Source organism: Alteraurantiacibacter aquimixticola (assembly GCF_004965515.1).
Taxonomy (GTDB): domain Bacteria; phylum Pseudomonadota; class Alphaproteobacteria; order Sphingomonadales; family Sphingomonadaceae; genus Alteraurantiacibacter; species Alteraurantiacibacter aquimixticola.
In genome coordinates this window covers 581,858-595,413 of record NZ_SSHH01000001.1, presented here as the reverse complement: position 1 = coordinate 595,413, position 13,556 = coordinate 581,858, and the positions used below count along the sequence as shown (strand labels likewise).

The following is a 13,556-nucleotide window of genomic DNA, read 5'->3' as shown; positions in this document are numbered from 1 at the left end:
CGTCCATCCATCACAGAATCAGGATGCAACGCGGGCGGCCTTCCGATTAACCCTGTGTAACGCGGGTCAATGCGGGAGGAAAGGGGAAATCACGGGAATTATGGGGAAATGCTGATAATTTCCTGTTTTTACGCCAGTTTTAAGGCGGACTCCGCACTCCCCTGTGTTCGTGCCTATGCGCAGAATCGCGCGAATTCCCGCCTTGTTGCAGCGTATGGGTGGCTTCGTGGGCACCGTGTCCCGCATTTTCCCGCAAAGGGCCGAAGATGTGGGAATAGAGGTGCGCCAGCCCCGCTTCCGCCCCGGGCCAGGGGCCTGCGACGTCAAGCATGGCGGCATCGGCCACCAGCATCACCTCGCCCGTTTCGATGGCGCAATGGGCAATCAACCCGCCTGCCGAAACGACGCATTCGAAGCGGTCCTCATGCGGCACGAAGCGTCCGGGCAGGTTCACCGGCAGCTGCGCCTCGCCATGGGCGATTGTGGTGAGGCCGAGGGACTGGCCCTCCGCGAAAGTCAGTTCCAGCCCCCAGCGCGCGAGGATGGGGGAAAGCAGCGCGACATCCTGCGCCCTTCGGCGATCACCGATGGAGAAGCGCGATTCCCCGGTCATCATCGGATCCGCGAAGAGCAGCAGCTTGCCGCCATCGCGCACCCATCGATCGACCGCGACATTCTCCTCCGCCGCCAGCGCGCGCGGCTGCGCCATCAGCAGGTATTTGTGCGACGAGAGCGCTTCCGCGGTCAGGAAATCGAGCGGGGCGAGCTGGAAATCCTGCTCAAGGAAGGCACGCGCCCAATGCTTCGGCGCATCGCCATTGATGACTTCGGAAAGCCCGTCCGCCTCGCCCCAATAGATCGGCACCGTCCCCATCAGCGCCAGCACCGGCCGCTGCGCAGGCGCGGCCAGCACGGCGCGCTCTGGCGCTTCCTCTGCGGACAGGGGCGTCGGACCCGCCAGCACGGCAATAGCGGCCAGTCCGGCGAAAGGCCTAATCATCGCTGGCAGGCGGAGGCGGTACGTCGCCCGTATCCGGCGGTGCGAGAACCGGACTTGCGGTTGCCTCCGGCTCGGCAGGCAAATTAGGCACCACGCCCGCATCGGCCAGCGGATCGCGCGAGGGCGGCGGGGGCACATCCTGTGTCGTCACCGGCGGCAGGTCTTCGGGGACTGCCACCTGGTTCTGCTGCGCGCTTGAAATGATGATATCGGCCAGTCCGACCATCAAGACCATGACGGTCAGCCCGGCAATGCCCACCTGCAGGCGCTGGATACGCTGTGCGCGCGTACCCGACAGCGGTGCAGGCGCAGTGTCTATGCCCTCTCGCGAGCCTCTGAGGATTTCTCTGGGGTCGAGTGCCATGCGCCCTACCCTAACGATCCAACATTAACGCAGCCAGTCGAAAACCGGCAGCTTCTTCGATTGCAGCCACTCGGCATTGTAGAGGCTGGAAAGATAACGGAAGCCCGTATCGCACAGGATCGTGACGACGCGCTTGCCCCCACCACCGTTCTGGCCGAGCTCTTTACCCAGCGCCACCGCGCCCGCGACATTGATGCCGCTGGACAGGCCCAGGCACAGCCCTTCCTCGCGCAGCAGGCGGGCGACCCATTCCATGCCTTCCTCGTCCGAGATGCGGAACTGCGTATCGATCGGCGCGCCTTCCAGGTTGGCGGTAATGCGGCCCTGCCCGATCCCCTCTGCGACCGAGGAGCCCTCGGCCTTCAACTCGCCATTAGCATAGTAATTATAGAGCGCCGCGCCATGCGGATCGGTCAGCGCGATCTGGATCTTCTCGTCGAAAGCCTTGAGGCCCATGCCGGTGCCCGCCAGCGTGCCGCCAGTGCCTACAGCGCAGGTGAAGCCGTCCACGCGGCCTTCCAGCTGCTCCCAGATTTCAGGCGCCGTGCCTTCGATATGCGCGCGGCGGTTGGCGACATTGTCGAACTGGTTGGCCCAGACGGCGCCCTCGGTCTCCTCCGCCAGCCGGCGCGAGGTGTGCACGAAATGGTTGGGATCCGCGAACTTGGTCGGCGGGACGAGGACCAGCTCCGCGCCCAGAGCGCGCAGCGTGTCCATCTTCTCCTTCGACTGGTTGTCGGGCATGACGATGATCGTCTTGTAGCCCTTGGCATTGGCGACCAGCGCGATGCCGATGCCGGTGTTACCGGCCGTGCCTTCGACAACGGTGCCGCCCGGCCCCAGCTCGCCACGTGCCTCCGCATCATTGACGATCCACAGCGCCGCGCGATCCTTCACGCTGGCGCCCGGATTGGCGAATTCGCACTTGCCCCAGATCTCGCAGCCAGCCGCCTCGCTCGGTCCCTTGAGCAGGACGAGGGGCGTATTGCCGATCAGATCGAGTGTCTTTTCGCGGGGCGGAAGCTGGTTCATGGCTGGGAGGTAAGACGTGGAGCCGCGTGACGCAACCGGACTTGCGCTTGGCCCCCGTGAAGTCAGTCTTCCTCGGCGATGCGCACCTTCAGCCCGTCGAGATCGTCGGTGAAGGGAATCTGGCAGGACAGGCGCGAATTCTCGTCCCGGTCGTCGCTGGAATCGAGCAGGTCGTTCTCGTCCTCGCTCATCGCGGGCAGCTTGTCCTTGAAGGCCGGGTCGACATGGACATGGCAGGTCGCGCAGGAGCAGCAGCCGCCGCACAGCGCCAGCAATTCGTCGAAGCCGTTGTCGCGAATGGCTTCCATCACGGTCAGGCCGCTGGCGGCATCGACGGTGGATTCCTCACCCGCACGGTTCACGACGATCAGCTTTGGCATGGCGATAATTGTCCCTATCTCTTGTCTGCGCGGCTGCTAGGCAATCGCGGCAATATTGGCAAGCAAGCGGTTTTGGCGGAGCGGATATGGGATTGCAGGCGGACCAGATCAAACAGGGGCTGGAGCATGTGGCGTCGGTAGAACCTGCCGTGGCGCGCGCGCTGGATCTGGCCGGCCTTCCCGAACCGCGCATCCGCGAGCGCGGCTATCGCACGCTCCTGCGCACCATTGTCGGCCAGCAGGTCTCGGTCGCGGCGGCAAGCAGTGTGTGGCGCAAGCTGGAAGCCGAGCTGGGCGAGGCGATGGACCCGCACGAGCTTCTCGGGCGCGATTTCGACACATTGCGCGCTTGCGGGTTGTCGCGACAGAAGCAGGGCTATGCCCGCAGTCTGTGCGAGCTGGTCGGCGCGGGCGAACTCGACCTCGAGAACCTGCCTACGGATGACGAGGAGGCGATTGCCGACCTCACCCGCATCAAGGGCATCGGCCGCTGGTCGGCGGAAATCTACCTGCTGTTTGCGGAAGGGCGCCCCGATATCTGGCCCGCCGGGGACCTCGCGGTGATGGCCGGTATCGGCAAGATCCTCGGCCTGGAAGAGCGCCCCGACGAAAAGGCCACGCGCGCCATGTCCGAACCCTGGCGCCCACATCGCGGCGCGCTCGCGATCTTCACCTGGCATTGCTACGACAATCCGGCGCTCTAACGCACTCCACAATCGTCATTGCGAGGAGCCGCAAGGCGACGCGGCAATCCAGGGTTTCCTGGTGCCGCCCTGGATCGCCGCGAGGCTCCGCCCCTCGCGATGACGAATTGTAATTCTGGCGCATGGCCCTAACTGGGGCCGGGACGTCCAATACCGGGAGAGAGCATGACCACCCCCACGACCGCCGCAGACCGTGTCGCCGATATCGACCTCATTTCGCGCGATGCGCTGTTCGGCAATCCCGTCCGTTCGGGCGGCAAGCTCAGCCCCGATGGCAAGTTCCTCAGCTGGATGGCCCCGCACGAAGGGGTGATGAATGTCTGGTGCGCGCCTTTTGACGATCCCGACAATGCAAGGCTGATGACACATGCGAAGGATCGCCCGATCCCGCAATATTTCTGGTCCCCGGACAGCTCCGCCCTGCTCTATGTGCAGGACAAGGAGGGGGACGAGAATTACCTGCTCTACAAGGTCGATGTGGCCAGCGGCGAGGAAAGCTGCCTGACCCCGTTCGAGAATACCCGCATCCAGATCGTCGGCGCGTCGGAGACGATCAAGGACCGCATCCTGGTCGGCCTCAACAATCGCGACCCGCGCTTCCATGACGTCCACATACTCAACCTCACCACCGGCGCGCTGGAGCTGGTGTTCGAGAACAATGAGTGGGCCGGTTTCACCGCCGATGACAGCCTGACCCTGCGCTGGGCGGAGCGGCAGAATGCCGCAGGCGGGCTGGACCTGCACATGATTACCGACGGGGACATCTCGGCCGAGCCGGACGAGGTGATCCCGATGGACGATTCCCTCACCTCGGGCATGGGCGGCTACACCACCGACGGCAAGACGCTCTACTGGCGTGACAGCCGCGGGCGGAATACCGGCGCGCTCTTCGCGCAGGATACCGAGACGGGCGAGCGCACACTGATTGCAGAGGATGATCGCGCCGATATCGGCGGTAGCCTGAGCCATCCGGTGACGGGCGAGTTGCAGGCCTATGCGGTCACTTACCTGCGCACCGAGTGGCATTGCATCGACAAGGGCATCAAGTCCTCGCTCGACTGGCTGCGTGAGCAGCTGGACGGCGATTTCGGCGTGCAGAGCCGTACCGATGACGACACGAAGTGGCTCGTCTGGAACGACCCGCTGACCGCTCCCATCCGCAGCTACATCTATGACCGCGCGGCAGACAGGCTGACGCCTTTCTATGTCACCAAGCCGGAACTGGAAGGCACGCCGCTGCAGCCGATGCATCCGCGCGAGATCCCCGCGCGCGACGGGCTGACCCTGCCCTCCTACCTCACCCTGCCGGCCGCGAGCGACGACAATGGCGACGGCGTGCCCGACGCCCCGTTGCCCATGGTGCTGCTGGTGCATGGCGGCCCGTGGGCGCGCGACGGTTACGGCTTCAACCGCACGCATCAATGGCTCGCCAATCGCGGCTATGCGGTGCTGTCGGTCAATTTCCGCGGCTCGACCGGTTTCGGCAAGGACTTCATCAATGCGGCCAATCTGCAATGGTCGAAGACCATGCATGACGATTTGGTCGACGCGGTAAACTGGGCGGTCCATGCCGGGATTGCCGACAAGGACAAGGTCGCCATCATGGGCGGCTCCTATGGCGGCTACGCCACGCTGGTCGGCCTCACCTACACGCCCGAGGTCTTTGCCTGCGGCGTCGATATCGTCGGACCGTCCAACCTGGAGACATTGCTGGAGACCATCCCGCCCTATTGGGAACCGATGGTGAAGCAGTTCCATGAACGGATGGGCAATCCGACCACCGAGGAAGGCAAGCAGCTGCTGAAGGATTGCAGCCCGCTTTACCGCGCAAAGGATATCGTGAAGCCGCTGTTGATCGGCCAGGGCGCCAACGATCCGCGCGTGAAGATTTCCGAAAGCGACCAGATCGTGGGCGCGATGGAAGGGCACGGCATTCCCGTCACCTATGTCGTCTTCCCGGACGAGGGCCACGGTTTCCACCGCCCGGAAAACAACATCGCCTTCAATGCGATCGTCGAGGGATTCCTTGCCACCTGCCTTGGCGGGCGCGCGGAGAAGATCGGCGATGTGCTGGGCAAGTCCACCGCCGATATCCGCACCGGCGAGGAATTGGTGAAGGGGCTGGGCTAGGCCAGAGCGTCGATCGCCTTGGCCATGGCCACATCCCTTAGCGAAAGCCCGCCGGCCTCATGCGTGGTGAGCGTGATCTCCACCCGGTTGTAGACATTCGACCATTCGGGGTGGTGGTCATGCGTCTCCGCCAGCAGCGCGACGCGGCTCATGAAGCCCCAAGCGGCGTTGAAATCGCGGAACTTGAAGGCACGGATGATCGCAAGTCCATCCTCGCGCAAGGTCCACTCCGGCAGCGCGGCCAGCGCCTTTTCGCGTTCGTCTGCGGTTAGCTGTTCAACTGCCATGTGGTCCACCTTGCTTGTCGCCGCCGGGACTCTGCCCTAACGCTGCCCCGCATGGAAGCGTGCCGCCTTACAGCGACGGATATTGCCTGCCGCCGGGGCGACCGCATTCTGTTTGCGGGACTCTCGCTCGCGCTCGAAAGCGGCCAGGCGCTGCAGGTGGCGGGCGCCAATGGCATGGGCAAGTCCAGCCTGATCCGCATCCTTGCCGGACTGCTGCGGCCCTTTTCGGGAGAGGTGGAGCGGCAAGGCAGTATCGGCCTGCTGGACGAGAAGCCCGCGCTCGACGAACACCAGCCGCTGGGCGAGGCGCTGGCCTTCTGGTCGGCGCTAGACACCGGCAGCGCGCCGCTCGACCGCCTCGGCCTCGCGCCGCTGCTCGACGTGCCGGTGCGTTATCTCTCCACCGGCCAGCGCAAACGCGCGGCGATCGCACGGCTGATGGGGCAGGAGGCACAGGTCTGGCTGCTTGATGAGCCGCTCAATGGTCTCGACACCGACGCTGTGGCGCTGACCGAGAAGCTGGTCGAAGATCACTGCGCGGCGGGCGGCATTGCGCTGATCGCCAGCCACCAGCGTTTCGAGCTCAAGGGAATGGCGCGGCTGGAACTGGCGGAGTTCGCGACGTGAGTGCGCTCGCCACCCTGCTGAAGCGCGACCTCGCCCGCTTCCTGCCCGGCACGGCGAGCGGGGGCACATTACTGCCGCTGCTTTTCTTCATGGCCGTCGCCATGCTCTATCCCTTTGCCATCGGCCCCAATCCCACGCTGCTGGCGCAGACCGGCGGCGGGGTGATCTGGGTTGCCGCCCTGCTCGCCGCGATCCTGCCGCTCGACCGCCTGCTGGCGAGCGATGTGGAGGCAGGCTTCTTCGACCAATGGGCCCTGCGCGGCATTGCCGAGGAAATGGTGGTGGCGATCCGCCTGCTCGCCCATTGGCTCAGCTTCGGCCCCTTTCTGATGCTCGCGGCGATCCCTGCTTCCGCGCTCGTGGGCATTGATGGCGAGACCTTGCGGATCGTCGAGATCGGCCTGCTGGCGGGCACGCCCGGCCTTGCCGCAATCGGCGTCATCATCGCGTCGGTGACCGTGGGTCTCAGGAGCGGCGGCGCGGCATTGTCCGGCCTGCTGGTGATCCCGCTCGCCGTGCCGCTGCTGATCTTCGGCGCGGGTTCGCTCTCGACCGGAGGAGAAGGCGGACTGGCGCTGACGGCGGCGATCAGCCTGGCGTTGGTCGCCATTGCCCCGTTCGCTGGCGGCGCTGCCATCAGGGCTGCGCGCGAAGGATGATCGCCTCGCTGCTTTCCGACGCGGCACCGGTTTCGTCCGCCAAGGGCGCCTATGTCCTCCTGCTATATCTTGAAGGCGAGACCAGCGGCCGTTTCGGCAGGAGAGACTTCACCCTGCCCGCTGGCCGCTATGCCTATTGCGGCAGCGCCAATGGGCCGGGCGGGATCGCCGCCCGCGTGGGCCGGCATATGCGGCACGACAAGTCGGCGCATTGGCATGTCGACCAGCTGACCGTGGCGGCGAGCGACATCACCGCCCTCGCCTTTCCCGGCGGCAGCGAATGCGCGCTGGTCGAACGCCTGCTGGCAGCGGGCGCCCATCTCCCGCTGCCAGGCTTCGGCAGTTCGGATTGCAGGCGGTGCGAAGCGCACCTGCTCCACCTCAGATAGGCGGCTGGTAGTCCTCGTCTTCCAGCGTGAGGATGTAATTCGCCAGCGCGGCCACCTCATCGTCATCGAGGTAGAAGTCCATTTCCTCGGGATAATTATGCGCATCGCGCAGCCAGTTGGTGAGCGTGGCAATGGTCAGGCCCGGCCGGTTGGCGATGGTGGGAAATTCGGGCGCCTCCGGATTGGCGGAGAGGCCGAACCGCTCGATCGAATGGCACCCGCCGCAGGCCGCCTGCGCCAGAGCATGGGTATCACCGCCGACAGGTTTGGCCGGGGTCGCCTGCACAGCGTCCTCCCCGCCATAAGTCTGGCAGGCCGCCAGCAGGAGCGCAGCCGCCCCTGCCGCAGCCGCCATCCTTACCATTGCAGGTCCACCCACACGTCCCGATCCAGTTCCCATCCGTCTTCCTCCAGCACCCAGATATGCGCGAAGCGACCGCCGCCCAGAGGGACGCCGGTATTGCGATCGAGCACCTGATAGTTGCCGTGTACCAGCATCATCTCGTTGTCGACAACGCTATCGGTGACGTTGAGAACGGTAATGGGATTGGCGCGGTCCATGTCCGCAGCCCAGTAATCGCCGATCGACGCCCGGCCGATAAAGCGCCCCTCGCGATGGATGTAGAGTTCCGCATCGTCGGAATAGAGATCCGACAGGGCGGGAACGTCCACGCTGTTATAGGCGGCGGTCCAGCGGTTGGCGAGTTCCTGCACCTCGGCAGGCGATTGCTGCGCGGCGGCGGGTAATGCCATTGCGGCAGTGGCAAGGGCGATGGCGGCGGTGACGAAGCGACGTGTCATGCTGATCCTCCTTTTTGATCCTGACAAACGCAGGATTGAAGGATCGGCGATTTGCCGCATTGATGCCGATCAATAAGGCGGCTGGTGCTGTCCCTTGGGGCTTGCAGTGAAGATCTCGCAGCCATCCTCGGTAATGCCGATCGAGTGCTCGAACTGGGCGGACAGGCTGCGGTCACGGGTCACCGCGGTCCAGCCGTCGCTCAGCATCTTGGCATGCGGGCGGCCCGAATTGATCATCGGTTCGATAGTCATGAACATGCCCGGCTTCAGCTCCGGCCCCGTCCCTGCGCGCGCGGCGTGGACCACTTCGGGCGCATCGTGGAACAGGCGGCCAAGGCCGTGGCCGCAGAATTCGCGCACCACGCCATAGCGATGCTGTTCGGCATGGCTCTGGATCGCCGCGCCGATATCGCCCAGCCGCGCGCCGGGCTTCGCCTTCTCGATCCCGATCATCAGGCACTCATAGGTGATATCGACCAGGCGGCGCGCCTTGATGGAGACATCGCCGACCAGGAACATGCGGCTGGTATCGCCGTGCCAGCCGTCGAGCAGCGGGGTCACGTCGATATTGATGATATCGCCCGATTTCAGCACCTTGTCGCCCGGAATGCCGTGGCAGATCACATGGTTGATCGAGGTGCAGCAGCTATGCGTGAAGCCGCGATAGCCCAGCGTCGCGGGCACCGCGCCGCCATCCAGCATCATGCCGCGCACGAAATCGTCGAGTTCACCCGTGGTTACGCCGGGCACGACCTTATCGGCCAGCGCATCGAGAATCTCGGCCGCCAGCTTGCCGGCCTTGCGCATGCCTTCGAAGCCTTCCGGCCCGTGCAGCTTGATAGTTCCGTCGCGATAGACGGAGGTGTCTGCAGTTACGTTCTGATATTCGACCATGCGGCCCATGTAGCGATTGTGCGCGCTAATTGCGAGGGGCGAAGGCGCTGCGATAGTCTTCCTTGACCGTATCCATCACCGCGCGCGTTACCGGCAGGGTGAATTCATACGCACTCTCGGCATAAGGCCCGGCGACATAGGGGCCCATCTGCACGCCGATCCGGTTGAAGGCGCGGCCATTGGTGGAGCCTAGCAGGATGGTCGTGTCGGACAGCGGCACGCACTGGTCGAACATGTCGTCGCTGCCCGGCTCTATTGGCTCGCCACGACGCGTTGCCCGCTCCACATTCAGCATGTCGCACAGGTCTTCGCCCAGCACCTCTTCCAGAGCGGCGAGGCTGGTGAACATGGCGACCGGCTCCAGCGCTGCATCGGCCTCCCGGTCCCAGACCAGCGAATCGAAGCCGTAATTGCCATGCGCACCGCCAGAATAGGAGCTGAGCGATGCGGAAAGACTCAGGAAGCGCGGCGTATCGGCGACCACCTGCCATTCCACTCCGGTGGAGTATTTGTTGAACGGAAAGCCGTCATCGCCTGCATCCTCGCGCGCCTCTGCACTCTGGCGCGCCAGCGATGTGCGCTCGCGCTCCAGCCGCGCGTCGAGCATGGCGGCGAGCGCGGGAATGCGGCCCGCTTCGACCGGGTAGGAATATTCGAACAGGAAATCATCCGTTTCCTCCCGCACGTCGCGCGCGCCACTGACGATGGCGGGCGTTTCGGGCGGGACAGGCGTGGCGGCGGCACTTTCGCTGGGCAGGGGCTCTGGTGCCTCCTCGCGGCAGGACATGAGCAGCAGGCCCGATGCCAGCGCCCAATAAACTTTCCCCATGCGAATCCTCATGCTTCCCAAAATCGCCCGGTGCGGGCAGAGAGCGCTTATGAGCGTAAAAACCGATTTGATCCAGCCGGATCGCGGGCAGGATGCCGTCGCGATCCACCTCGTCAACAAGGACGGGTTCGACAGCTTCGCCAAGGAGCTGAGCGGCCCCCAGCGCGCGGCGCTGGCGGCGCAGAAGTTTACCGGTGGCGGAAACCAGGTCGGCATCGTGCCCGATGGCGAGGGCTGGTTCGCCGTGGGCGGCGTCGCCAATCCGGACCAGCTTTCGAGCTGGTGCCTCGCCCAGCTCGCCGAAAGGCTGCCCGCCGGAACCTATCGCCTCGCCAAGGGCGAACCGGGCGCTGCCATGTTCGGCTGGCAAAGCGGGCAATATGTCTTCGACCGTTATATGAAGGACGAGGACGCCGAAGGGCCGCGCGTATTGCTGACCGGCGAAGTCGGGAAGATCGACAGCATCGCGGCCGAAGTGCAGGCGACCGCGCTGGTGCAGGACATGGTCAATACCCCGGCCGAAGACATGGGCCCCGAAGCGATCGAGGCCGAGGCCAAGGCGATCGCCGATGCCCATGGCGCGCGTTTCAACGTCGTTCGCGGCGATGCCCTGGCGACAGGTTTCCCCATGGTCCATGCGGTAGGCCGCGCCGCCGCGCGCGAGCATGCGCCGCGACTGATCGAACTTAACTGGGGCGATGATGCCCATCCGCGTATCGCCATCGTCGGCAAGGGCGTGGCCTTCGATTCGGGCGGGCTCGACATCAAGTCGGCCGCCGGAATGCTGCTGATGAAGAAGGATATGGGCGGTGCGGCGCATGCGCTGGCGTTGGCCAAACTGGTCATGCAGGCCGGCCTGAAGGTCCGGTTGCACTGCCTGGTCCCGGCGGTGGAGAATGCCATTGCGGGCAATTCCTTCCGCCCTGGTGACGTGCTCTCCAGCCGCAAGGGCCTCACTGTGGAGATCGGCAATACCGATGCCGAGGGACGGCTGATCCTGGGCGATGCGCTGACCTATGCCAGCGAGAGCGATCCGGAGCTTGTGATCGATTTCGCCACCCTGACGGGTGCAGCGCGCGTGGCGGTGGGGCCGGACCTCCCCGCCCTGTTTACCCGCCGCGACGAGACCGCAGACGAATTGCTCGCGGCAGGCCGCGCGCATGATGATGCGCCCTGGCGGCTGCCGCTGCACGACGCTTACGCCGAGTGGCTGAAATCCGACATTGCCGACACCAACAACACGCACAAGAACGGCTTTGCGGGTGCGAGCGTTGCAGCCAGCTTCCTCGACAAGTTCGTCGGCGAAGGGATCGAATGGGCGCATTTCGACACATTCGCCTGGCGGCCCGTCGCCAAGCCCGGCAGGCCCAAGGGCGGTGCAGCATTGGGCCTGCGCGCGGCCTTTCATGTGTTGAAGCAGCGCTACGGCTGAGAACATCATTAACAGCCCCGGGGCCAGCGAACTTGCCGCGACGCGCGCGCGCGTCTAATCGCCGCCGGATGAATTTGGACGTAGATACGGTGACACAGGGCGCAGACAGCCAGAAACCGACGCATGCGCAGGGCCCTTTCGTGCTCAACGGGCCGGTTGTGCGGCCCGATCCCTCACGCCTGCCGCTGCGCGGGGACCTTGCGCATATCGGCCTCGCCGGAAAATATTTCGTGCCACATTACGCCGTGCCCCAGCCGCGCACCGTGATGCCCGGCGGCGCGCCGCTGCTGGGCGCCCCGCAGGAAGATGCGAAGGAACTTTGTACGCTGATGGAAGGCGACAGTTTCGAACTGCTCGATATTACCGGCCAATGGGCCTGGGGCTGCCTCTCGCTTGAAGGGCCGGTGGGTTATGTCCATGTCGACCGGCTGGAACCGGTCAGCTGATGGCCTTCAACGTCTTCATAGACGGCGGTGCGGGCACCACCGGGCTGGAGATCGCCGACCGGCTGGCAGGGCGGCCCGAATTCGACCTCGTCAAGCTGAGCAACGATGAGCGCAAGGATGCCGAATGCCGGCGTCAGGCGCTGAACTTCGCCGATTTCGCCATCCTTTGCCTGCCCGACGATGCCGCGCGCGAAGCGGTGGCGATGATCGATGAGGGCAGCAAGACCCGGGTAATCGACGCCAGCACCGCGCATCGTACCGCCTCGGGCTGGATCTACGGCTTTCCCGAGATCGTCGGCCGCCCGGTGGTCGCAGGTGCCGACCGGGTGAGCAATCCGGGTTGCTATTCCACTGGCTTCATCGCCCTGATGACCCCGCTGATCCGCGAACGGTTGCTGCCGCGCGAATGGGCCTATTCGGTCCATGCGGTCTCCGGCTATTCAGGCGGCGGAAAGTCGCTGATCGAACGGTTTGAGGAGGATCGCGACATCGCCTTTCGCAGCTATGCGCTGACGCTGGGCCACAAGCATATTCCGGAAATGCAGCAGCGGGTGGGCCTCGCCCATCCGCCGGTCTTCTCGCCCGCCGTGATCCCTGCCCATCGCGGCATGGTGGTGGAAGTGCCGGTGGCGCTCGAAGCCATGCGCGCGGCCGCCAAGCCCTCGCAGCTGCATGAAACGCTGAAGGCATATTATGCCGACAGCCCGGTGGTCGAAGTGGCGGAGGAGAACCCGTCCGAACTGCTGCTGCGGCAATCCGCCGAACCCAGCGACAAGCTGACGCTCTATGTCTTTTCCGACGAGGCGGGCGACCAGGCACGGCTGGTGGCCGTACTCGACAATCTCGGCAAGGGTGCGAGTGGCGCGGCAGTGCAATCGCTCAACTTGATGGCGGGCTGCGAGGAAACTGCAGGATTGCGGCTCTAAAGTTGGTTGTTGCCTAAATATTGGGCAGGTCTCTGCCAAAATTTTGGGCAACTTTCAGCTAGTCGTGCCGTAGTTTTGTTTCGGCACATTTGCAAAAATGATTCCATTCTTGCGAATCCGCCCTTTCGGAACGCTGCGCGATTGTCTACCCCCTTGCGCCGGACCTTGGCATGATTCTTGAAACCCTCTTTTCATGAATTGGCCCGGGTAGACATTGATCGGGCCGGTGGCCGGACATGGCCAGGGGCATATTCGGGACCGAAAGACGGGACAGACGTGAAAAAGATCGAAGCGATTATCAAGCCGTTCAAACTGGATGAGGTGAAGGACGCGCTGCACGAAGTGGGCGTATCCGGCATCACTGTTACCGAAGCGAAGGGCTTCGGCCGCCAGAAGGGCCATACCGAACTCTATCGCGGCGCCGAATATGTCGTCGACTTCCTGCCCAAGGTGAAGCTCGAAGTCGTGGTGCCGGACGCCATGGCCGAAAACGTGGTGGAAGCCATCGCCGGCGCCGCCAAGACCGGCCGCATCGGCGACGGCAAGATCTTCGTCTCCGACATCGCCACCGCCCTGCGCATCCGTACCGGCGAGCAGGACGACGCTGCGATCTAGACCGCAACATTACCAGATCGAGCCGGGACCAGCCGGCCGCA

18 protein-coding genes are annotated in these 13,556 nt (G+C 64.6%); 9 read left to right on the top strand and 9 right to left on the bottom strand.

From position 1 onward, the window contains the following. Nucleotides 1-139 precede the first annotated feature (139 nt). From E5222_RS02555 to E5222_RS02540, 4 genes are all read right to left on the bottom strand, one after another. Nucleotides 140-1,000: a motility-associated ABC transporter substrate-binding family protein gene (locus tag E5222_RS02555; RefSeq protein WP_136692151.1), complete on the bottom strand. Its 861-nt coding sequence runs from the start codon at nt 998-1,000 to the stop codon at nt 140-142. Continuing rightward, complete coding sequence (locus E5222_RS02550; RefSeq protein WP_136692150.1) at nt 993-1,364, bottom strand: hypothetical protein; 372 nt, start codon at nt 1,362-1,364, stop codon at nt 993-995. Before E5222_RS02550 ends, E5222_RS02555 begins: the two co-directional genes overlap by 8 nt. A 24-nt stretch (nt 1,365-1,388) precedes the next feature. After that, entirely contained in the window at nt 1,389-2,396 is a 1,008-nt protein-coding gene (locus tag E5222_RS02545) for a cysteine synthase A (protein ID WP_136692149.1), read from the bottom strand. Between the two features lie 62 nt (nt 2,397-2,458). Then, on the bottom strand, nt 2,459-2,776 hold the full coding sequence (locus E5222_RS02540) for a 2Fe-2S iron-sulfur cluster-binding protein (protein ID WP_136692148.1): 318 nt from the start codon (nt 2,774-2,776) through the stop codon (nt 2,459-2,461). An 86-nt stretch (nt 2,777-2,862) separates the two neighbouring features. Between E5222_RS02540 and E5222_RS02535 the strand changes: the two genes are divergently transcribed. Beyond that, nucleotides 2,863-3,480 carry a DNA-3-methyladenine glycosylase family protein gene (locus E5222_RS02535; RefSeq protein WP_136692147.1) on the top strand — a complete coding sequence of 206 codons (618 nt, stop codon included), beginning with the start codon at nt 2,863-2,865 and terminating at the stop codon, nt 3,478-3,480. A gap of 165 nt (nt 3,481-3,645) precedes the next feature. Then, nucleotides 3,646-5,610, top strand: coding sequence for a S9 family peptidase (locus E5222_RS02530; RefSeq protein ID WP_136692146.1), 1,965 nt, complete (start codon nt 3,646-3,648; stop codon nt 5,608-5,610). Here E5222_RS02530 and E5222_RS02525 read toward each other — a convergent pair. Further along, nucleotides 5,607-5,897 (bottom strand): 4a-hydroxytetrahydrobiopterin dehydratase, encoded by a 291-nt coding sequence (locus E5222_RS02525; protein WP_136692145.1) that lies wholly within the window; start codon nt 5,895-5,897, stop codon nt 5,607-5,609. The genes E5222_RS02530 and E5222_RS02525 overlap by 4 nt on opposite strands. Nucleotides 5,898-5,948: 51 nt before the next feature. Here E5222_RS02525 and ccmA point away from each other — a divergent pair, with 51 nt between their 5' ends. Genes ccmA through E5222_RS02510 form a run of 3 tightly spaced genes read left to right on the top strand, consistent with a single transcriptional unit; the run spans nt 5,949 to nt 7,572 of the window. After that, entirely contained in the window at nt 5,949-6,524 is a 576-nt protein-coding gene (gene ccmA / locus E5222_RS02520) for a heme ABC exporter ATP-binding protein CcmA (protein ID WP_136692144.1), read from the top strand. Next, nucleotides 6,521-7,183 carry a heme exporter protein CcmB gene (locus E5222_RS02515; RefSeq protein WP_136692143.1) on the top strand — a complete coding sequence of 221 codons (663 nt, stop codon included), beginning with the start codon at nt 6,521-6,523 and terminating at the stop codon, nt 7,181-7,183. Before ccmA ends, E5222_RS02515 begins: the two co-directional genes overlap by 4 nt. Further along, nucleotides 7,180-7,572 (top strand): GIY-YIG nuclease family protein, encoded by a 393-nt coding sequence (locus E5222_RS02510; RefSeq protein WP_136692142.1) that lies wholly within the window; start codon nt 7,180-7,182, stop codon nt 7,570-7,572. The genes E5222_RS02515 and E5222_RS02510 overlap by 4 nt, the downstream gene beginning before the upstream one ends. Here E5222_RS02510 and E5222_RS02505 read toward each other — a convergent pair. The 4 genes from E5222_RS02505 to E5222_RS02490 all read right to left on the bottom strand — a co-directional run bounded on the left by E5222_RS02505 (nt 7,565) and on the right by E5222_RS02490 (nt 10,096). After that, the gene (locus tag E5222_RS02505) at nt 7,565-7,936 is read right to left on the bottom strand and encodes a c-type cytochrome (protein ID WP_136692141.1); all 372 of its coding nucleotides are present in this window, start codon (nt 7,934-7,936) and stop codon (nt 7,565-7,567) included. The genes E5222_RS02510 and E5222_RS02505 overlap by 8 nt on opposite strands. Beyond that, complete coding sequence (locus tag E5222_RS02500; RefSeq protein ID WP_169053455.1) at nt 7,930-8,373, bottom strand: YybH family protein; 444 nt, start codon at nt 8,371-8,373, stop codon at nt 7,930-7,932. Before E5222_RS02500 ends, E5222_RS02505 begins: the two co-directional genes overlap by 7 nt. Nucleotides 8,374-8,442: 69 nt before the next feature. After that, nucleotides 8,443-9,267 (bottom strand): type I methionyl aminopeptidase, encoded by an 825-nt coding sequence (map, locus tag E5222_RS02495; protein WP_136692139.1) that lies wholly within the window; start codon nt 9,265-9,267, stop codon nt 8,443-8,445. 25 nt (nt 9,268-9,292) lie between these two features. Then, a complete protein-coding gene (locus E5222_RS02490; protein WP_169053454.1) occupies nt 9,293-10,096 on the bottom strand; it encodes a DUF4163 domain-containing protein in 804 nt (267 codons plus the stop codon). Nucleotides 10,097-10,145: 49 nt separating this feature from the next. Here E5222_RS02490 and E5222_RS02485 point away from each other — a divergent pair, with 49 nt between their 5' ends. The 4 genes from E5222_RS02485 to E5222_RS02470 all read left to right on the top strand — a co-directional run bounded on the left by E5222_RS02485 (nt 10,146) and on the right by E5222_RS02470 (nt 13,515). Continuing rightward, complete coding sequence (locus tag E5222_RS02485) at nt 10,146-11,528, top strand: leucyl aminopeptidase family protein (protein WP_136692137.1); 1,383 nt, start codon at nt 10,146-10,148, stop codon at nt 11,526-11,528. 68 nt (nt 11,529-11,596) lie between these two features. Continuing rightward, nucleotides 11,597-11,974 carry an SH3 domain-containing protein gene (locus E5222_RS02480; protein WP_246021515.1) on the top strand — a complete coding sequence of 126 codons (378 nt, stop codon included), beginning with the start codon at nt 11,597-11,599 and terminating at the stop codon, nt 11,972-11,974. Beyond that, nucleotides 11,974-12,900: an N-acetyl-gamma-glutamyl-phosphate reductase gene (argC, locus tag E5222_RS02475; protein WP_136692136.1), complete on the top strand. Its 927-nt coding sequence runs from the start codon at nt 11,974-11,976 to the stop codon at nt 12,898-12,900. Before E5222_RS02480 ends, argC begins: the two co-directional genes overlap by 1 nt. A 276-nt stretch (nt 12,901-13,176) precedes the next feature. Further along, complete coding sequence (locus tag E5222_RS02470; RefSeq protein ID WP_136692135.1) at nt 13,177-13,515, top strand: P-II family nitrogen regulator; 339 nt, start codon at nt 13,177-13,179, stop codon at nt 13,513-13,515. Nucleotides 13,516-13,556 lie beyond the last annotated feature (41 nt).